Genomic DNA, 20,187 nt, shown 5'->3' with positions numbered 1-20,187 from the left:
CTCCCATTGGGTGTCAGAGAGCATCTGGAACCGGGACATGTCCCCAGGGTCTCAGCTGACTCGTGCATCTATTCTCAGACACGCCCTAGGACCCTGGCCATCTCGGGTGCATCCCCCGGGGAAAGTGGCCGGAGGCGAACCTGTTCCGTCATGAGGGCAAGCAGAGCCCGGCGGGCCGGAGATGTCAACCAGTTCGTCGGCGCCGGTCGAAGTGAAGTACCTGGTCCCTGCCTCGGACAGTCTCGAACTTGTGTCCATGCATATGGCGCGAGCCAGGATGGCCACAAACGACCGATTGAGCCGACCGGATGCCCCCCGAAGGAGCCCCTGCCCGGAGTGCCGGGAGGACCACGAGAGCGGACGATGACCACGACGCCCCCGCGCAGCAGCGCGAGGGCGTTCGCGTTGGGCTCGGTGGCCACCCCGAGCCCCGCCGCTGCGTTGGCCCCGGCACGACCCCAGGCTGCCCTAGGCCCCACCCCGTGGCGGAAGCAGTTGGAGGTGCCCGCCCGGCCCCGAGCGGACACCACCCCCTGTCGAGGACCCTGCGGGACCACGCTGGTACGTCAGCCGGCGTGCGCTGGACAGGTGTCCGCGTGGTCCTGTGGATGGACCGGCGCAGGAGAAGATGCCCCTGGGGCACGTCGCCGGCGCATGTCGGTGAGGCCCGAAGGGAGAGGAGTGCGACACGATGTGGGAGCCACCGGTCGTGGGAGGCAACGACGACGGCTCGGGGTAGTCCGGGTCGCCGCCATGGGGTCGGAAGGGAAGAGATCAGCTCAAGCCGTGGCGGGCGGCGAACGGGTCCCGGGAGCTGTCCGTGTGGGGCTCGTACTCTGCGCGGCGTGTGGCCGCTTCGGCGACGGCCTCGCCATGCAGCTCGGTGATCAGTGCGGCGGTCATGTCCATGCCTGCGGCTACACCAGAGGACGTCCACCGGTTCCTGTCCTGGACCCACCGGGACTGTGCCTTCCAGTCCACGTGCGTGCCGAAGCCGGCGGCCCACGTGAAGGCACGTTTGTTCGAGGTCGCCTGATGACCCTCGAGCAGACCGGCCGCGGCGAGGAGAGCCGAACCGGTGCACACGGAGGCGAGGATCTGCGCTGTGCCGGCCACATGCCGCAACCAAGTGAGGAACTCCTGGTCGTGCACGAGCCGCCGGGTCCCCTGGCCGCCGGGGACCAGCAGGATGCCGGGCTGGGCGAGGTCTGCGTAGGCGAGGTCTGCGACGACCTGGGCGCCGTGGGAGCTGGTGACCGGGCCGGGCTGAGGGCCGACGTATTCCACGCTCACTTGTGGGACCAGCCCGAAGAGCTCGGCGGGGCCGAAGACATCCAGCAGTTCGAAGCCCTCGAAGAGCACGATGCAGACACGACGTGGTGCCGGGGGAGTCGCCGTCATGTCGCCCATCCTCGCACCGGCCGGCAGCACAGGGTGTTGAACGCCGGGTTCGGTGGAGGATGATTCGCTGCGCTATCCCCGGTGCCGAGTCCTCGTTGGGCCAGCCCCGCGCCGTCAAGTCGGGTATACCCCTTTACCCGCCCCGCCCACCCACAAGGCCATCGCGTCAGTCACGGCCCCGGCCCGGGCTGTTGGACAGAAGTGGAGGAGGGTCCATGACGTGGTGGGACAGACCGTCGGGGACCTGCAGGCCAGCCCCGGTGGGAGTCGGCCGACGCCCCGCACGGTGGTGCGCCGGCGCGGGGGACGGAATGGGGCACCTTCATCATGGTGGGTCATGGTCCAATCCGAGGGTCCGAGCACGGCGTTCTGCTCCCCGTCTAGGAGGGGGAGGAGGGCCACGCCGGCGATTCCTCCGCAGGACCGCTCGCCAAATCATGCCGGTTCCCCGTCGGCGACGTAGGCGCGGCCGCGCCGCCCACCAGTGGCCTCCGGGACCTGGACCCGAGGTCAGCACGCGTGGACAGTCCACGAGATGGATGCGTGCGTCGCCCAACAGATCTGTGCGGTGGGCCCGGGCGGAGTTCGGGGCAGTGATCTACCGGGCGGTGTCACAGGTGTGCAAGGAGCGGTGTCGTCGCTGGGGTCAGGAACGAGCGTGTCGTGCCCACCTGTCGGAGCTCGCCCGGGCCGTCCGTTCGGACCGCACGGGCGCGTTCAGCCCGTCCCCCCTCACCCCCCACCGCGTGGGCCGCTGGGAGGTGGATCGGATGGCCGCCCGGAGGACGACCGAGTCTCGTGGATTCGTCCTGGAGCCGCGATGCCTCGCGCTCGTGTCCCGATGGGGGATGGAAGAGCATGCAGGCCGGGGAGGGGGAGGATGCTGGGCGGCCTGGACGTACCACGTGGGCTCACAGGTGCAGCGCGTGGCGAAGACCCCGCCGTCCCGTCCGTCACAATGACCGACTGCGGTCCGGGCTGGAGGGGCCGGGTCGCTAGGGTGGTCCCGTGAAGACCTTCGACGAGCTGTACGCGGAACTGACGCGCAAGGTGCAGGAGCGCCCCGAGGGCTCCGGCACCGTGTCCCAGATCGACGCCGGCGTCCATGCGATCGGCAAGAAGGTCGTCGAGGAGGCGGCCGAGGTCTGGATGGCCGCCGAGTACGAGTCGGATGAGGCCGCCGCCGAGGAGATCTCTCAGCTGCTGTACCACGTGCAGACCATGATGATCGCCCGCGGTATCAGCCTCGAGGACGTCTACCGTCACCTCTGAGGCCGCCGGCCCCATTCCCCGCCCGCCCCACCGCATCCCCGAGGAGACCGACGCGTGCTGCGCATCGCCGTGCCCAACAAGGGCGCCCTGTCCGAGTCCGCCCGCGAGATCCTGACCGAGGCCGGCTACCGGCAACGCCGGGACTCCCGCGAGCTCGTCCTCGTGGACCCCGAGAACCAGGTGGAGTTCTTCTACCTGCGCCCACGGGACATCGCCGTCTACGTCGGCCAGGGCACCCTCGACGTCGGTCTGACCGGCCGCGACCTGTTCTGCGACGCGCAGGTGGGGGACACCGCCGAGGAGATCATGCCGCTCGGCTTCGGCCGCTCCGTGTTCCGTCTCGCCGCCCCCGCCGGCTCCTTCACCTCCGCCGAGCAGCTCGCCGGCAAGCGCATCGCCACGAGCTACGACGGCCTGCTCTCCGACTACCTGGCCCGCACCGGCCTGGACGCCACGGTGGTGCACCTCGACGGCGCCGTGGAGTCCTCCGTCAAGCTCGGCGTGGCGGACGCGATCGCCGACGTCGTGGAGACCGGCAGCACTCTGCGCGCCGCCGGCATGGAGGTCTTCGGCGAGCCCATCCTCGACTCGGAGGCCGTGCTGATCGGCCGCGCGGGGGAGCGCCCCGAGGGCCTCGACGTGCTGCTGCGCCGCCTCAAGGGCGTGCTCGTGGCCCGCCGCTGGGTCATGATCGACTACGACATCCGCCGTGACCTGCTGGAGGCGGCCACCGCGGTCACCCCGGGGTTGGAGTCACCGACGGTCTCCCCGCTGCGGGACGAGACGATGGTCGCCGTGCGCTCCATGGTCCGCAAACCGGACGCCAACCGCGTCATGGACGAGCTGTACGCCCTGGGCGCCCGCGGCATCCTGATCTCCGCGATCCACGCGATCCGCCTCTGACGGCCCGCGCCGTCCCGCCCGAGCCCCCCGAGACGAAGGAGCCGACGTGAGCCTCGCCGTGCGTGTCATCCCCTGCCTGGACGTGGACGCCGGGCGCGTGGTCAAGGGCGTGAACTTCGAGAACCTGCGTGACGCGGGCGACCCGGTCGAGCTCGCTCGCCGCTACAACGCCGCCGGCGCCGACGAGCTCACGTTCCTCGACGTCACCGCCTCCACCTCGGACCGCGCCACGACCTACGAGGTCGTGACCCGCACGGCCGAGGAGGTCTTCATCCCGCTGACCGTGGGCGGCGGCGTGCGCACCGTCGAGGACGTGGACCGGCTGCTGCGCACGGGGGCGGACAAGGTCTCCGTCAACACGGCGGCCGTGGCCCGGCCCGAGGTGATCACGGAGATCACCCGCCGCTTCGGGTCCCAGGTCCTCGTGCTCTCCCTCGACGCCCGGCGCACGGAGGACCCGGGCTGCGCCTCCGGCTACGAGGTCACCACCCACGGCGGCCGCCGGGGCACCGGCATCGACGCCGTCGCCTGGTGCCGGGAGGCCTCCGAGCGCGGGGTGGGGGAGATCCTGCTCAACTCGATCGACGCGGACGGCACCCGCGAGGGCTTCGACCTGGAGATGATCCGGGACGTGCGCGCCGTGACGCGCGTGCCGCTGATCGCCTCCGGCGGCGCCGGCGAGCCCGAGCACTTCCCGCCCGCCGTCGCGGCCGGCGCGGACGCGGTGCTCGCCGCCTCCCTGTTCCACTTCGGCCCGGACGACATGCTCGCCCGCGTCAAGGACGCCCTGCGGCAGGCGGGGCACACCGTCCGCTGACCCCGGACGGAACCGTCCGCGCGGCGGCCGCGTCGTCGCGGGGGCGCCGGCCCGAGGGTGCGGGGGAGCCTACCCCGGCGGCCACGCCCCGCTCCGGCTCCCTAGACTGGACCTCCATGAGCCTCTCCCCGCCCGACGACCTCGTGGCCTCCGTGACCTTCGACGACCGGGGCCTGGTGCCCGCCATCGCCCAGCAGGAGGGCACCGGCGAGGTGCTCATGATGGCGTGGATGAACGAGGAGTCCCTGCGCGCGACGCTCGAGACCGGCTGGGCCACCTACTGGTCCCGCTCGCGCGGCGAGCTGTGGCGCAAGGGGGAGACCTCGGGCCACCTGCAGCGGGTGCGCGCGGTCCACGCGGACTGCGACGGCGACACCCTGCTGCTCACCGTGGACCAGACCGGCCCCGCCTGCCACACGGGCACCCGCACCTGCTTCACCGGCCGCGAGCTCGTCATGCCGCCGGCCGCCGTCGACCCCGAGGAGGCCGCCCGATGACCGCCGCCACCACTCCCTCCCGTGCGGAGTTCCTGCGTCTGGCGGACACCGCCCGCGTGATCCCCGTGGTCCGCACGGTGCTGGCGGACGGCCTCACGCCGCTGGCGATCCACCGGCGCCTGGCCGGCTCCCGCCCCGGCACCTTCCTGATGGAGTCCGCCACCCCGGGCGCGGCGTGGTCCCGGTACAGCTTCATCGGGGCCGGCTCATCCGTCACCCTGACCTCGCGGAACGGCGAGGCACACTGGCAGGGCACCCCACCCGAGGGGCTGCCCACGCAGGGCCGCGCCCTGGACGTGCTCGCCGCGTGCCTGCGCCTGCTGCGCACGGACGTGCGCGCCGAGGTCGGAGGCGCTCTGCCGCACCTCGTCTCCGGCATGGCCGGCTTCCTGGGGTGGAACACGGTCCGAGCGTGGGAGCGCCTGCCGCACCCGCCCGAGGACCACCTCGGCCTGCCCGACCTCGCGATGAACCTCGTCACCGACCTGGCCGTGCACGATGCCCTGGACGGCACCGTGACGCTGATCGCCAACGCGGTGAACGGCAACGGCCTGGCCACCGGCGCGGACCGCGCCTACGACGACGCGCTCGCCCGTCTGGACGCCATGGTCGAGCGCCTGGCCGCCCCGGCCGCGGACCCGGTCAGCGACGTCCCGCGCCGCTGGCTCGAGGCGGACGCGGACGAGGTCGCCGCCCAGGCCGAGGACCGGTGGGGCGCCGAAGGCTTCCGGGAGGCCGTCGGGAAGGCCCAGCGGGCGATCCGCGACGGCGAGGTGTTCCAGGCCGTCGTCTCCCGCCGCTTCTCGGTCACCACGGACGCGACCGGTCTGGACGTGTACCGCGTCCTGCGCACGGTGAACCCGAGCCCCTACATGTACCTCTTCTCCTTCGAGACCCCGGACGGGGAGCCGTACGAGATCGTGGGCTCCTCGCCCGAGGCGCTCGTCACCGTGCGGGACCGCCGCGTGGTCACCCATCCGATCGCCGGCTCACGGCGGCGCGGGGCCACCGAGGAGGACGACCGCCTCCTCGGCAAGGACCTGCTGGAGGACGAGAAGGAGCGGGCCGAACACCTCATGCTCGTGGACCTCTCCCGCAACGACCTCTCGCGCGTGTGCCGCCCCGGCACCGTCGAGATCACCCAGTTCATGGAGCTCGAGGCGTTCAGCCACATCCTCCACCTGGTCTCCCACGTGGAGGGCCGCATGCGCGACGACGTCGACGCGCTCGACGTCCTCCGCGCCGCCTTCCCCGCCGGCACGCTGTCCGGCGCCCCGAAGCCCCGCGCCCTGCAGCTGCTGGACGAGTGGGAGCCGACCGAGCGCGGGCCCTACGGCGGCGTCGTCGGCTACTTCGACCTGGCGGGCAACATGGACATGGCGATCAACATCCGCTCGGCCACGCTGCACCGCGGCCAGGCGCACGTGCAGGCCGGCGCCGGCATCGTCGCCGACTCCGATCCCGACGCCGAGACCGCCGAGACCGTCACCAAGGCGACGGCGCCGCTGCGGTCCGTGCTGACCGCGGGCGAGCTGGGGCAGGCGTGATGCGCCGCCGCACCGTGGTCCTCACCGCGCTGGCCGCCGGCGGGCTCGTGCTGCTCACGGCGGGCCGCACCTGGGTGACCGCCACGGGCCTGTCCGGCGGGATCGCCTCCGAGGCGACGACGTCGGGCGGCGCCGCCGCGCCCGTCGCCACCGCCATGGCCCTGGTCGTGATGGCCGGTGCCCTCGCCCTGACCACCGCCCGGCGCCTCGGCGCCGTGATCGTCGGCGTGCTCATGGCGCTGGCCGGGGTCGTGATCGCCTCGACCTCGGTCACCGCCGCCCTGGACCCGGCGACGACGGCGGCCGCCGCGGTCGCCGACGCGACCGGGACCACTGCGCTCGCGCAGGACTACGCCGTGACGGCGTGGCCGTGGGTCGCGGCGGCCGGCGGCGTCCTCGCGGCGCTGTGCGGCGTCGTGGCGGCACTGGCGGGCCGTGGCTGGCGTTCGTCCCGGCGCTACGAGAAGGCGCCTGCGGCCTCCGAGCCCGGCCCGGCCGCCGCCGGGGAGCAGCCCGCGCAGTCCGCCCGCGAGGCGGCCCAGCGCCGGCGCGTGGACCAGATGGACGCGTGGGACGAGCTGTCCCGCGGCAACGACCCCACGTGAGTGCCCGTCTCTCGGACCGCCCCGCACCGCCCGGGTCGTCCCGGGTCACGCGGGCCCGGCCCCGTGCCCGCATGGCACAATGAGGGACAGTCGTCATGTACACCACGCACCAGTGAGGGACAGCCATGAGCCACACCGCGAACACCGCGCACACCGAGCCCACCACCCGTCGCGCCGCCCGCCGCGGCGCCGTCGAGGACGTCGTCGTCACCGAGGATGGCCGGGTGCTCAACGACCCGACCCACCTCGAGCTGCCGGGCCACGGCAACTCGCCCGGCGCGTGGGCCATGGTGGCGCTCGTGCTCGTCGGCTTCGTGGCCGGCTGCGTCGGCCTGCTCGCCGACTGGAGCGTCGTCGTGTGGATCGGCCTGGCCCTGATGGCCGTGGGGGTCGTCGTGGGCATCGTCGCCGGCAAGGCCGGCGCGGGTCGCGGCCAGCACGGTCACTGATCCGCGTGTCCGTCCTCCAGGAGATCATCGACGGCGTCCGCGAGGACCTCGAGCCTCGTCGCCGTGCCGTGCCCGAGGCGCGCCTGGCCGAGCTGGTGGCCGCCGCCCCCGCGCCGCGCGACGCCCACGCGGCCCTGCACGGCGGACGCACCGACCCGGCGGGGATCCGGGTGATCTCCGAGGTGAAGCGGGCGAGCCCCTCCAAGGGCGCGCTCGCCGAGATCCCCGAGCCGGCCACCCTGGCCCGGGCGTACGAGCGCGGCGGCGCCAGCGCCGTCTCCGTGCTCACCGAGGCCCGCCGCTTCGACGGCAGCCTGGCCGACCTGGACGCCGTGCGTGCCGCCGTCGATCTGCCGGTCCTGCGCAAGGACTTCACCGTCACCGAGTACCAGATCCACGAGGCCCGCGCCCACGGGGCCGACCTGGTCCTGCTGATCGTGGCCGCCCTCGACGACGCCGAGCTGGCCGGCTTCCTGCAGCTCACCGAGTCCCTGGGCATGCACGCCCTCGTGGAGGCCCACACGCCCGAGGAGATCGAGCGCGGCGTCGCCGCCGGCGCCCGCATCCTCGGCGTCAATGTGCGCAACCTCAAGACCCTCGACGTCGACCCGGCCCGCTACGCCGCGCTGGCCGACGGGCTGCCCGAGGACGTCGTCCGGGTCGCCGAGTCGGGCGTCGAGTCCGAGGAGCAGATCAAGGCCTACGCCGCCGCGGGCGCCGACGTCGTGCTCGTGGGCGAGGCCCTCGTGCGCCACGGCGCCCCCGAGGAGGCGCTGCGCGCGTTCCGCGCCGCGTCCCTCACCGTCCGCTGACCGAACCAGACCCGAGGAGCGTGGTCGTCATGAGCGCCGACCGTCCGAGCACCGAGCCCGCGATCGAGTTCGAGGGGCCCTATCAGGGTCAGGCCGGGCCCTACTTCGGCGACTACGGCGGGCAGTGGATGCCCGAGTCCCTCATGGCCGCGCTGCAGGAGCTCACCCGCACCTACGAGGAGGCGCGGCAGGACCCCGCCTTCGAGGCCGAGCTGCGGACCCTTTTCCGGGACTACGTGAACCGGCCCTCTCTGTTGAGCGAGGTGCCGCGGTTCGCCGCGGACACCCCCGGCGTGCGCATCTTCCTCAAGCGCGAGGACCTCAACCACACCGGCTCGCACAAGATCAACAACGTGATCGGCCAGGCGCTGCTCGCCCGCCGCATGGGCAAGACGCGCCTGATCGCGGAGACCGGCGCCGGCCAGCACGGCGTGGCCACCGCGACGGCGGCCGCGCTGTTCGGCATGGAGTGCACCGTGTACATGGGGGAGGAGGACACCCGCCGCCAGGCCCTGAACGTGGCGCGCATGCAGATGCTCGGCGCCGAGGTGGTCCCCGTGGCGATCGGCGCCCGCACCCTGAAGGACGCGATCAACGAGGCCCTGCGGGACTGGGTCGCCTCCGTGGACACCACGCATTACCTGATGGGCACGGTCACGGGCCCGCACCCGTTCCCCGCCATGGTGCGCTACTTCCACTCCGTGATCGGCGAAGAGGCCCGCGAGCAGATCCTGGCCCAGGCCGGCCGCCTGCCCGACGCCGTCGCGGCGTGCGTGGGCGGCGGGTCCAACGCGATGGGCCTGTTCCACGGCTTCCTCGACGACCCTGAGGTGGAGCTCTACGGCTTCGAGGCCGGCGGCGAGGGCCTCGAGACCGGCCGCCACGCCGCGTCCATCACGCTCGGACGCACCGGCGTGCTGCACGGCGCCCGCACGTACCTGATGCAGGACGAGGACGGGCAGACGATCGACTCCCACTCGATCTCTGCCGGCCTGGACTACCCGGCCGTCGGCCCGGAGCACGCCTTCCTGCACGACACGGGCCGCGCCGTCTACGAGCCGGTCTCGGACACCGAGTGCATGGACGCCTTCCTCCGGCTCACGCGCACCGAGGGCATCACGCCCGCCATCGAGTCGGCCCACGCCCTGGCCGGCGCGCTGCGCCTGGCCCGCCGCTGGGCGGACGAGGGCCTCGTGGGGCCGGACGCCCCGGAGGGGGAGGAGCGGATCATCATCGTGAACCTCTCCGGCCGCGGGGACAAGGACGTCGCCACCGCGGCGGCCTGGTTCGGCCTCGGCACGGCCACGGAGGAGAAGGACCCGCTCGAGGAGATGACCCCCGGAGAGGAGCAGTGACCGGCATGACCGTACACTCCAAGACCGCCGCGGCCCTGGATGCCGCGAAGGCGGCCGGCCGCACCGGCCTCGTCGCCTACCTGCCCGCGGGCTACCCGAGCGTCGACGAGTGCGTGGAGGCCGTCGTCGTCGCCGCCGAGAACGGCGCGGACGTGATCGAGCTCGGCCTGCCCTACACCGACCCGGTGATGGACGGCCCCGTGATCCAGGCCGCCACCCAGGCCTCGCTGCGGGCCGGCTTCCGCGTGGCGGACGTGTTCGAGATCATCCGGCGCGTCACGCAGCGCGTGGACGCCGCCGTGCTGGTGATGACGTACTGGAACCTGGTGGACCGCATGGGCGTCGACGAGTTCGCGCGCCGTCTCGCCGAGGCCGGGGGCGCCGGTCTCGTCACCCCTGACCTCGTGCCCGAGGAGGCCGGTGCCTGGATGGAGGCCGCGGACCGCCACGGCCTGGACCGCGTGTTCCTCACCGCGCCCTCGTCCACGGACGAGCGGGTGCGCCTCACCGTCGAGTCCTCCCGCGGCTTCGTGTACGCCGTGTCGGTCATGGGCGTCACCGGCGCCCGCGACGCGGTGTCCACCGCGGCCGAGACCGTGGTGCGCCGCGCCAAGGAGGCCGGTGCCGAGCACGTGTGCGTCGGGCTGGGCGTCTCCCAGGCGGCCCACGTGCGAGAGATCGGCGCGTACGCCGACGGCGCCATCGTGGGCACCGCCCTGGTCCGCGCCCTCGGCGAGGGCGGCCCGCAGGCCGTCGGCGCCCTCGCCCGCGAGCTGGCCGCCGGCGCCGTCCGGGAGGGCTGAGCATGACCGCCCTGGCCTCCCTGGCGTCCCCCGCCGCCCTCGCACCCCTGGCCGCGTTCCCCGCCCCCACCTGGGACGGCTTCGAGATCGGCCCGGTGAAGATCCACGCGTACGCGCTGAGCATCATCCTGGGCATCGTCCTGGCGCTGTGGCTGGCCGAGCGCCGCTGGAAGGCCCGGGGCGGCCCCGAGGGGCGCGTCCTGGACGTGGCCCTGTGGGCCATCCCGTTCGGCTTCGTCGGCGGGCGGCTCTACCACGTGTTCTCCTCGCCGGACCGGTACTTCGGCCCCGGCTTCGACGGCACGGGCGACCCGATCCAGATCCTGTACGTGTGGAACGGCGGCCTGGGCATCTGGGGCGCGATCGCCCTCGGGGCGGTGGGCGCGTGGATCGCGTGCCGGCGCTACGGGGTGCGGCTGAGCGCGTTCGCCGACGTCGTCGCCCCGGGCATCCTGCTGGCCCAGGCCGTGGGCCGGTGGGGCAACTGGTTCAACCAGGAGCTCTTCGGCGGCCCGACGACGGCCCCGTGGGGCCTGCGCGTGGACGCCGACCACCCGAACTTCCCCGCGGGCGTGCCCGCGGACACCCTGTTCCACCCCACGTTCCTCTACGAGTCGCTCTGGAACCTGCTGGGCGTCGCCGTCCTGCTGCTGGTGGACCGGCGGTGGCGGCTGCGGCACGGCGCCATGGTCTGGGCCTACGTCGCCTGGTACACGGCCGGTCGCGTGTGGATCGAGATGCTGCGCATCGACGACGCGGAGCTGGTCACGCTCTTCGGCGTGACCCAGCGCCTGAACGTGTGGACCTCGATCGTGATGCTCCTGCTGGCGCTCGTGATGCTCGCCGTCATCCTGGTCAAGCACGGCCCGGCCGCCGCCGGCCCGCGCTCGGACGACTCCGTGTGGCTGCCCGGCCGCGGCCCCGCCCTCGAGGCCGGCGCGGGCGCGCCCGTCGACGCGGCGGTCGCGGGGCAGGGCCCCGACGACGGCGCCGGATCCACGGCCGCGGGGGTCCGCGAGGACCGCTGAGCGTCCAGCATTCGGACATCCGCGTCTGAGAATGTGGCGCAGGTCGCCTTCCTCGCTACACTCGTGCGCAACGCGACCCGCCGGGCGATCCCCGAGGCAGGGTCCGCTCACCATCGCAGGGGCCAGCGTCGTCTCCTCCTCACCCCGGCCCTCCGGCCGGCCACAGGAGAAGGACGCGCCATGCAGCACCCATCGAAGACCCTGCACGCCGACCCGTTCCGCGCGTTCGCCGCCCAGCCGGAGGCGGCGGGTCTCTACGACCCGGAGCAGGAGAAGGACGCGTGCGGCCTCGCCGCCGTGGCCACCCTGCGCGGCCCGGCCACCCACAAGATCGTCCAGGACGCGCTGACCGCCCTGCGGGCGCTCGAGCACCGCGGCGCCGTGGGAGCGGACGAGGGCACCGGCGACGGCGCGGGCATCATCACCCAGGTCCCCGACGCCCTGCTGCGCGCCACCGTCTCCTTCGAGCTGCCCGCGGCGGGGGAGTACGCCGTCGGCACCGCCTTCCTGCCCCAGGACGAGGCCGCCCGCGCCGCCGCGCAGGAGGCGATCGCCGAGGCCGCCGTCGTCGAGGGCCTCGACCTGCTCGGCTGGCGTCCCGTCCCCACCGACGAGTCCGTGCTCGGCCCGGGCTCGCGCGCTGTCATGCCGGTCTTCGAGCAGCTCTTCCTGGCCGTCCCCGCCGGCGAGGACGTCGAGGCCCCCGGCCATTCGCTGGACGCCCGCGCCTGGCGCCTGCGCCGCCGCGCCCAGCGCAGCGGCGTCTACTTCCCCTCCCTGTCCTCGCGCACCCTCGTCTACAAGGGCATGCTCTCGACGGCGCAGGTCGAGCCGTTCTACCCGGACCTCTCGGACGAGCGGTACGTGACCCGCCTGGCCGTGGTCCACTCCCGCTTCTCCACGAACACGTTCCCCTCGTGGCCGCTGGCCCAGCCCTTCCGCACGATCGCGCACAACGGCGAGATCAACACCGTCAAGGGCAACCGCAACTGGATGCGGGCCCGCCAGGGCGAGCTGCGCCACCCGCTGCTCGGCGAGGTGCCCGAGGAGATGTTCCCCATCGTGAGCGCCTCCGGCTCGGACTCGGCCTCGTTCGACGAGGTGGCCGAGCTGATCCACCTGGCCGGCCGCCCGCTCTCGCACGCGATCATGATGATGGTCCCGGAGGCGTGGGAGAACCACACCACCATGGACGAGGACCGGCGCGCGTTCTACCAGTACCACTCGATGCTCATGGAGCCGTGGGACGGCCCCGCCGCGATCGCCTTCACCGACGGCGTGCAGCTCGGCTCGGTGCTGGACCGCAACGGCCTGCGCCCCGCCCGCTACTGGGAGACCCGGGACGGGCTCGTGGTGCTCGCGTCCGAGGTCGGCGTCCTGGACATCGACCCGGCCACCGTGGTCCGTAAGGGCCGGGTCAAGCCCGGGCGGATGTTCCTGCTGGACACCGAGCAGGGCCGCATCATCGAGGACGAGGAGGTCAAGGCCGAGATCGCCGCCTCCGCCCCGTGGAAGGACTGGGTGGCCGACTCGCTGCGGCGGATCGAGGACCTGCCCGAGCGCGAGCCCGTCCGCTACCACGGCGACTCCGTCCGCCTGCGCCAGCGCCTGTTCGGCTACACGGACGAGGAGGTGCGCACGATCATCGAGCCCATGGCGCGGCACGGCGCCGAGCCCCTCGGGGCGATGGGCACGGACACCCCGATCGCGGCGCTCTCCCCGCGCCCGCGCCTGCTCTTCGACTACTTCACGCAGAACTTCGCGCAGGTGACCAACCCGCCGCTGGACTCCATCCGCGAGGAGCAGGTCACCTCGATGCGCACGTGCATCGGACCCCAGGCGAGCCTGCTCGCCGCGGGCAAGGTGACGACGGACGCCGTCGAGATCCCCTTCCCGGTGCTGGACAACGAGCAGCTCGCCCGCATCGCCGCGGTGCGCGCCGAGGACGGCACGCGCCGCGCCCTCAAGGTCAAGGGGCTCTACCTCGTGGCCGGCGGCGCCGAGGAGATGCGCTCCCGCCTCAAGGAGATCTGCGAGCAGGTCTCCGCGGCCGTCCAGCGCGGCGTGCAGTACGTGGTCCTCTCGGACCGGGACGCCAACGCGCAGTGGGCGCCCATCCCGTCCCTGCTGCTCACCTCGGCCGTGCACCACCACCTGCTGGCGAGCGCCTCGCGCACCCGCACCTCCCTGCTCGTGGAGGCCGGCGACGTGCGCGAGGTCCACCACGTGGCCGTGCTGATCGGCTACGGCGCCTCCGCCGTCAACCCGTACCTGTCCATGGAGACGGCCGAGGAGCTCGTGCGCACCGGCACGCTCACCGGCGTCACCGAGCAGGAGGCCACCCGGAACCTCATCCACGGGCTCGGTAAGGGCGTGCAGAAGATCATGTCCAAGATGGGCATCTCCACGGTGGCCTCGTACTGCGGCGCCCAGACGTTCGAGGCGCTCGGCCTCTCCCGGTCCTTCGTGGACCGCTACTTCACGGGCACCCGCTCGCCGATGGACGGGGTGGGGCTGGACGTGATCGCGGCCGAGTCCGCGGCCCGCCACGCCACGGCGTTCCCCGTGGACGGCTCCTCCGCCTCCACCGTGGGCCCGCGCGGCACCTCGGGCCTGCCCGTGGGCGGCGAGTACAAGTGGCGCCGAGAGGGGCCGCCGCACCTGTTCAACCCCGAGACCGTGTTCCGCCTGCAGCACGCCACCCGCGAGCGGCGCTACGACATCTTCAAGGACTACACGCGGCGCGTGGACGAGCAGTCCGCGGACCTGATGACCCTGCGCGGCCTGCTCGGGCTCGCCACGAAGGGGCGCGAGCGCGTGCCGGTCTCCGAGGTCGAGTCCGTCGAGTCGATCGTGAAGCGGTTCTCCACCGGCGCCATGTCCTACGGCTCGATCTCCCAGGAGGCCCACGAGACGCTCGCGGTGGCCATGAACCGCCTCGGCGCGCGCTCGAACTCGGGCGAGGGCGGCGAGGACCCCGAGCGCCTGCTCGACCCGGAGCGCAACTCGCGCGTCAAGCAGATCGCCTCGGGCCGGTTCGGCGTCACGAGCCTGTACCTGTCCACCGCCACGGACCTGCAGATCAAGATGGCCCAGGGCGCCAAGCCCGGCGAGGGCGGCCAGCTCATGGGCGCCAAGGTCTACCCGTGGGTGGCGCGCACGCGGCACTCGACGCCGGGCGTCTCCCTCGTCTCCCCGCCGCCGCACCACGACATCTACTCGATCGAGGACCTCGCCCAGCTGATCCACGACCTCAAGCGAGCCAACCCGCAGGCCCGCGTGCACGTCAAGCTGGTCTCCGAGACCGGCGTGGGCACGGTGGCGGCCGGCGTGACCAAGGCGAAGGCCGATGTCGTGCTCATCTCGGGGCACGACGGCGGCACCGGGGCCTCCCCGCTGAACTCGCTCAAGCACGCCGGCACCCCGTGGGAGCTGGGGCTGAGCGAGGTCCAGCAGACGCTGCGGCTCAACGGGCTGCGCGACCGCGTGACCGTGCAGGTGGACGGCCAGCTCAAGACCGGCCGGGACGTGGTGATCGCGGCCCTGCTCGGCGCCGAGGAGTTCGGCTTCGCGACGGCGCCGCTCGTGGTCTCGGGCTGCATCATGATGCGCGTGTGTCACCTGGACACCTGCCCCGTGGGCGTGGCCACGCAGAACCCCGAGCTGCGCGCCCGCTTCACCGGCCGGCCGGAGTTCGTGGTGACGTTCTTCGAGTACATCGCCCAGGAGGTGCGCGAGCTGCTCGCCGAGCTCGGCCTGCGCTCCCTGGACGAGGCGATCGGCCGCCAGGACCTGCTGCACAAGGACGCGGCGATCGGGCACTTCAAGACCGAGGGCCTGGACCTGTCCGGCGTGCTCTCGGACGCCGGGGTGCCCGAGGAGGCCCCGCGCCGCCGGCTCACGGAGCAGGACCACCGGCTCCAGGACCAGGCGGACCAGCGCTGGCTGGACCAGGTGGCGGACGCCGTGGTCACCGAGACGCCCGTGACCGTCACGGACCGCCTCGTGAACACCGACCGCTCCGTGGGCACCCTGCTGGGCCACCGCGTCACCGCGGCCCGGCTCGACGACGAGCTGCCCCGGGACACCATCCGCATCGAGCTGACCGGCGAGGCCGGGCAGTCCCTCGGCGCCTTCCTGCCGGCCGGCGTGAGCATCACCCTGTCCGGGGACGCCAACGACTACGTGGGCAAGGGCCTCTCCGGCGGCACGGTGGCCCTGCGACCCGCCCCCGAGGCCCCCTTCGCGGCCGAGGAGAACATGATCGCCGGCAACGTGGTGGGCTACGGCGCCACCTCGGGGCGGCTGTTCCTCAACGGCCGCGTGGGGGAGCGGTTCCTGGTCCGCAACTCGGGGGCGGTCGCCGTCGTCGAGGGCATCGGCGACCACGGCCTCGAGTACATGACGGGCGGCACCGCCCTCGTGCTGGGGAACACCGGCCGCAACCTCGCGGCCGGCATGTCCGGCGGCGTCGGGTTCTTCCTGGACCTGGACCCCGCCCAGCTCAACCCGCTCGCCGTCAAGGAGGACGAGCTGCTGCTCCGCCGCCCCCAGGGCGCGGACCGCGCGCTCATCCGCGAGCTGCTCGAGGAGCACCGGGCCGCCACCGGCTCGGACCTGGCCGCGCGCCTGCTCGCCGAGCTGGACGGCCCCGCCGAGGCCGCCGAGGCGCTCTGGGAGCGCTTCACCACCGTCCTGCCGCGCCGCTACGCGGCCGTGCAGGAGATCCGAACTGAGAGCCGGGACGCCGGCACCGACCCCGACGGCGACGCCGCCTGGGCCCGAATCCTGGAGGTGACCCGTGGCTGACCCGCGCGGATTCCTGAAGCATCGCGAGCGCGTCCCGCGCCCCTCGCGCCCCGTCCCCGTCCGCATCATGGACTTCAAGGACGTCCACGTGCGCCAGGACGAGGCGATCGTGCGCACGGAGGCCTCCCGCTGCATGGACTGCGGCGTGCCCTTCTGCCACGCAGGCTGCCCCCTGGGCAACCTCATCCCCGAGTTCAACGACCTCGTGTACCGGGACGACTGGGACGAGGCCGGCGCCCGCCTCGAGGCCACGAACAACTTCCCCGAGTTCACCGGCCGGATCTGCCCCGCCCCGTGCGAGGCCTCGTGCGTGCTCGGCATCAACCAGCCGGCCGTGTCCATCAAGCAGGTGGAGCTGTCGATCGCGGACCACCTCTTCGACGCGCCCTCCCTCACCCCGCACCCGCCGCAGCGGCAGAACGGGCTGACCGTCGCCGTCGTCGGCTCGGGCCCGGCGGGCCTGGCCGCCGCCCAGCAGCTGACCCGCTCCGGCTACACCGTGGTGGTCTACGAGAAGGACGAGGCGCTCGGCGGGCTGCTGCGGTTCGGCATCCCGGACTTCAAGCTGGAGAAGCATCTGATCGACCGCCGCATCGCCCAGATGACCGAGGAGGGCACCCGGTTCCGCACCGGCGTGCGGATCGGCACGGACATGAGCTGGGAGGCGCTGCAGCGCCGCTACGACGCCGTGGTGCTGGCCACCGGCGCCCCCGTCGGCCGGGAGCTGCCCCTGCCGGGCCGCGGCCTGGACGGCATCCACCTGGCCATGGACTACCTCGTGCCCGTCAACCGGCGGGTCGCCGGCGGCGAGCTCGAGCCGATCAGTGCCCAGGGCCGGCACGTCGTGATCCTCGGCGGCGGCGACACGGGCGCGGACTGCATCGGCACCGCCCACCGCCAGGGGGCCGCCTCGGTCACCACGCTGGCGATCGGCAGGCGGCCGCCGGAGCAGCGCCCCGAGCACCAGCCCTGGCCCACCGTGCCCACCCTGTTCGAGGTCGCCTCCGCGCACGCCGAAGGCGGCGAGCGCATCTACCTGGCCTCCACCGTCGAGTTCCTCGGCGACGCGGAGGGCCGGGTGCGCGCCCTCAAGGTGGCCGAGACCGAGATCCGGGCCGACGGCACCCGCGGCCCGCGGGCCGGCACCGAGCACGAGATCCCGGCTGACCTCGTACTGCTGGCCCTCGGCTTCACGGGAGCGGACCTGGACGAGCTCGTGGACCGCTCCGCCGTGTCCCTCGAGCGCGGCCTCGTGGTCCGCGACGAGACGTACGCCACGCAGGCCCCGGGCGTGTTCGCGTGCGGCGACGTCTCGCGCGGCGCCTCGCTCGTGGTGTGGGCGATCGCCGAGGGCCGCGCCGTCGCGGCCGAGGTGGACCGGTTCCTCTCGGGGGACACCATGCTCCCGGCGCCGGTCCGGCCCTCCGACCACGGCTTCGTCCTGAGGTGAACGGCGGGGCTAGCCCCTCGGCCAGGGAGCGCGCCCGCGCCTAGAGTGGACCCATGCGACACGCGAAGATCATCGCCACCTTCGGGCCCGCCACCGACTCCGACGAGACCACCCGCGCCATCATCCGTGCGGGGGCGGATGTCGTCCGCCTCAACATGAGCCACGGCGACCACGCGGTCCACGAGACGTCCTACGAGCGAGTGCGCCGCCTCAGCGTGGAGGAGAGCCGCCCCGTCGCGATCTTCGCCGACCTCCAGGGCCCCAAGATCCGCCTGGGCCGCTTCACCGACGGCCCGCATCTGCTCGAGAGGGGCGATCGGATCACCATCACCACCCGGGACGTGCCCGGGACCCGCGAGCTGGTCGGCACCACCCACAAGGGTCTGCCCGGGGACGTCGCCCCCGGTGACGTGCTCCTGGTGGACGACGGCAAGGTGCGCCTGCGCGCCGTCGAGGTCACGGACACGGACGTGGTGGCCGAGGTCGAGGTGCCGGGCATGGTCTCGGACAACAAGGGGATCAACCTGCCCGGCGTGGCGGTGAACGTGCCGGCCCTGTCCGAGAAGGACGAGCGGGACCTGCGCTGGGCGCTGCGCACCGGCGTGGACATGGTGGCGCTGTCCTTCGTGCGGGACGCCGCGGACGTGGACCGGGTGCACGAGATCATGGACGAGGAGGAGCGCCGGGTCCCGGTCATCGCCAAGATCGAGAAGCCCCAGGCGGTGGAGAACCTCGAGGCCATCGTGGACGCGTTCGACGCCATCATGGTGGCCCGCGGCGACCTCGGCGTGGAGCTGCCGCTCGAGGACGTGCCCGTGGTGCAGAAGCGCGCAGTGGACCTCGCCCGCCGCTGGGCGAAGCCGGTCATCGTGGCCACGCAGGTGCTCGAGTCGATGATCGACAGCCCGCGCCCGACGCGCGCCGAGGCCTCGGACTGCGCCAACGCCGTGCTCGACGGCGCGGACGCCGTCATGCTCTCGGGCGAGACCTCGGTGGGCGCATATCCGGTCGAGACGGTCCAGACGATGGCCCGGATCATCGAGTCCACCGAGACCCACGGCCTGGAGCTCATCCACCCGCTCGGCTCGCGTCCCCGCACGCGCGGCGGCGCGATCACCCGGGCCGCCGTCGAGGTCGCGAACCAGCTCGAGATCCCGTTCCTCGCCACGTTCACCGAGTCCGGCGACTCGGCCCGTCGGCTCAGCCGCCTGCGGCCGCGTCAGCCGATCTACGCGTTCACCCACCACGAGCACACGCACAACATCCTGTGCCTGACGTGGGGCGTCTACCCGAAGATGGTCCCGTTCCAGGACTCCACGGACAAGATGACCCTCCAGGTGGAGCAGTCGCTCACATCGGAGGGCATCGCCCAGCACGGCGACCTCGTGGTCATCGCCGCCGGGTCCCCTCCCGGGGCCGTGGGCTCCACGAACACGCTGCGCGTGCACCGCGTGGGCGACGACGCCGCGGGCGGCTCGTCCGCCGCCTCGCCGCAGACGCGCGAGCCGGTCGGCTTCTGGCCGGCCCGCTCCCCGCTCTGACGAGCGCGCGGGCGCCGCTCAGCCGACCTGGTCGATGACGGCCTGCGCGACCTCCCGCATGGTCAGGCGCCGGTCCATGGAGGTCTTCTGGATCCAGCGGAAGGACTCGGCCTCGGTCAGGCGCATCCGCTCCTGGAGCAGCGCCTTGGCCCGGTCCACGATCTTGCGGGTCTCCAGGCGGTCGCCCAGGTCCCGCACCTCGGCCTCGAGGCTGCGCAGCTCGTCGAAGCGGGCCACGGCCAGTTCGATGGCGGGGACCAGGTCGGCCTCGGTGAAGGGCTTGACCACGTAGGCCATGGCCCCGGCGGTCCGGGCGCGCTCCACCAGCTCGCGCTGGCTGAAGGCGGTCAGCATCACCACGGGGGCGAGCCGTTCCCCGGCGATCTCGCCCGCGGCCGCGATGCCGTCCATCACGGGCATCTTCACGTCCATCACCACGATGTCCGGGCGGTGCTCGCGCACGGCCTCGACGGCGGCGCGGCCGTCGCCGGCCTCGGCGACCACCCGGTAGCCCGCCCCGGTGAGCACCTCCACCAGGTCGAGGCGGATCAGGGTCTCGTCCTCGGCGACGACGGCCCGCAGGCCGGTCTCCTCGGGAGGCGTCAGCGTGGACACGGCAGCTCCTTCGTGCGGGCCGGGACGGCGTCGGTGCGGCGCCGCTGGTGGTCCACCAGGCTACCGTGCGCGATGGGCGCGGCGCGGGCGCGGCGGCGGGGACCGTCGCCGGAAGGCCGAGGACGCCGGGTCGGGGCGCTGATAGGGTGATCGAGTCCCGCCTCCGGGCGGCACTGCCCGAATGGTGGAATCGGTAGACACGCCGCACTCAAAATGCGGTGCCGAGAGGCGTGTGGGTTCGAGTCCCACTTCGGGCACCGTCGGCGCGCGGCCACCCGCCGTG

At 73.3% G+C, this 20,187-nt stretch carries 16 protein-coding genes and 1 tRNA gene; 15 read left to right on the top strand and 2 right to left on the bottom strand.

Annotated elements, in window-relative coordinates:
* Positions 1-774: 774 nt before the first annotated feature.
* Positions 775-1,401 carry a DJ-1/PfpI family protein gene (locus AUV08_RS06850; RefSeq protein ID WP_041102686.1) on the bottom strand — a complete coding sequence of 209 codons (627 nt, stop codon included), beginning with the start codon at positions 1,399-1,401 and terminating at the stop codon, positions 775-777.
* A gap of 1,008 nt (positions 1,402-2,409) precedes the next feature.
* Here AUV08_RS06850 and AUV08_RS06845 point away from each other — a divergent pair.
* The 14 genes from AUV08_RS06845 to pyk all read left to right on the top strand — a co-directional run bounded on the left by AUV08_RS06845 (position 2,410) and on the right by pyk (position 19,289).
* Positions 2,410-2,673: a phosphoribosyl-ATP diphosphatase gene (locus tag AUV08_RS06845; protein ID WP_041102687.1), complete on the top strand. Its 264-nt coding sequence runs from the start codon at positions 2,410-2,412 to the stop codon at positions 2,671-2,673.
* A 54-nt stretch (positions 2,674-2,727) separates the two neighbouring features.
* A complete protein-coding gene (gene hisG, locus AUV08_RS06840; RefSeq protein WP_041102688.1) occupies positions 2,728-3,576 on the top strand; it encodes an ATP phosphoribosyltransferase in 849 nt (282 codons plus the stop codon).
* Positions 3,577-3,622: 46 nt separating this feature from the next.
* The gene (gene hisF / locus AUV08_RS06835; RefSeq protein ID WP_041102689.1) at positions 3,623-4,393 is read left to right on the top strand and encodes an imidazole glycerol phosphate synthase subunit HisF; all 771 of its coding nucleotides are present in this window, start codon (positions 3,623-3,625) and stop codon (positions 4,391-4,393) included.
* 116 nt (positions 4,394-4,509) lie between these two features.
* Entirely contained in the window at positions 4,510-4,890 is a 381-nt protein-coding gene (gene hisI, locus AUV08_RS06830) for a phosphoribosyl-AMP cyclohydrolase (RefSeq protein ID WP_041102690.1), read from the top strand.
* Positions 4,887-6,437, top strand: coding sequence for an anthranilate synthase component I (locus AUV08_RS06825; RefSeq protein WP_061867934.1), 1,551 nt, complete (start codon positions 4,887-4,889; stop codon positions 6,435-6,437). Before hisI ends, AUV08_RS06825 begins: the two co-directional genes overlap by 4 nt.
* Entirely contained in the window at positions 6,437-7,042 is a 606-nt protein-coding gene (locus AUV08_RS06820; protein ID WP_041102692.1) for a Trp biosynthesis-associated membrane protein, read from the top strand. Before AUV08_RS06825 ends, AUV08_RS06820 begins: the two co-directional genes overlap by 1 nt.
* A 125-nt stretch (positions 7,043-7,167) precedes the next feature.
* Entirely contained in the window at positions 7,168-7,491 is a 324-nt protein-coding gene (locus AUV08_RS06815; RefSeq protein WP_061867935.1) for an HGxxPAAW family protein, read from the top strand.
* Positions 7,492-7,496: 5 nt separating this feature from the next.
* Positions 7,497-8,303 carry an indole-3-glycerol phosphate synthase TrpC gene (gene trpC / locus AUV08_RS06810; RefSeq protein ID WP_061867936.1) on the top strand — a complete coding sequence of 269 codons (807 nt, stop codon included), beginning with the start codon at positions 7,497-7,499 and terminating at the stop codon, positions 8,301-8,303.
* Between the two features lie 29 nt (positions 8,304-8,332).
* Positions 8,333-9,658 (top strand): tryptophan synthase subunit beta, encoded by a 1,326-nt coding sequence (gene trpB, locus AUV08_RS06805; RefSeq protein WP_061873152.1) that lies wholly within the window; start codon positions 8,333-8,335, stop codon positions 9,656-9,658.
* On the top strand, positions 9,655-10,461 hold the full coding sequence (gene trpA / locus AUV08_RS06800) for a tryptophan synthase subunit alpha (RefSeq protein WP_061867938.1): 807 nt from the start codon (positions 9,655-9,657) through the stop codon (positions 10,459-10,461). The genes trpB and trpA overlap by 4 nt, the downstream gene beginning before the upstream one ends.
* A gap of 2 nt (positions 10,462-10,463) precedes the next feature.
* Entirely contained in the window at positions 10,464-11,489 is a 1,026-nt protein-coding gene (lgt, locus tag AUV08_RS06795; RefSeq protein ID WP_036382770.1) for a prolipoprotein diacylglyceryl transferase, read from the top strand.
* 180 nt (positions 11,490-11,669) lie between these two features.
* Positions 11,670-16,298 (top strand): glutamate synthase large subunit, encoded by a 4,629-nt coding sequence (gene gltB / locus AUV08_RS06790; protein WP_061867939.1) that lies wholly within the window; start codon positions 11,670-11,672, stop codon positions 16,296-16,298.
* Complete coding sequence (locus AUV08_RS06785) at positions 16,291-17,748, top strand: glutamate synthase subunit beta (protein WP_061873151.1); 1,458 nt, start codon at positions 16,291-16,293, stop codon at positions 17,746-17,748. Before gltB ends, AUV08_RS06785 begins: the two co-directional genes overlap by 8 nt.
* Positions 17,749-17,801: 53 nt before the next feature.
* On the top strand, positions 17,802-19,289 hold the full coding sequence (gene pyk / locus AUV08_RS06780) for a pyruvate kinase (protein ID WP_061867941.1): 1,488 nt from the start codon (positions 17,802-17,804) through the stop codon (positions 19,287-19,289).
* Between the two features lie 18 nt (positions 19,290-19,307).
* Here pyk and AUV08_RS06775 read toward each other — a convergent pair whose 3' ends face one another.
* Positions 19,308-19,904 (bottom strand): ANTAR domain-containing response regulator, encoded by a 597-nt coding sequence (locus AUV08_RS06775; RefSeq protein ID WP_010078752.1) that lies wholly within the window; start codon positions 19,902-19,904, stop codon positions 19,308-19,310.
* Between the two features lie 175 nt (positions 19,905-20,079).
* Between AUV08_RS06775 and AUV08_RS06770 the strand changes: the two genes are divergently transcribed.
* Positions 20,080-20,161, top strand: a tRNA-Leu gene (locus AUV08_RS06770).
* Positions 20,162-20,187 lie beyond the last annotated feature (26 nt).

It is taken from the genome of Micrococcus sp. CH7 (genome assembly GCF_001595485.1).
Classification (GTDB): domain Bacteria; phylum Actinomycetota; class Actinomycetes; order Actinomycetales; family Micrococcaceae; genus Micrococcus; species Micrococcus luteus.
This window is presented reverse-complemented; position numbering and strand designations above follow the sequence as displayed.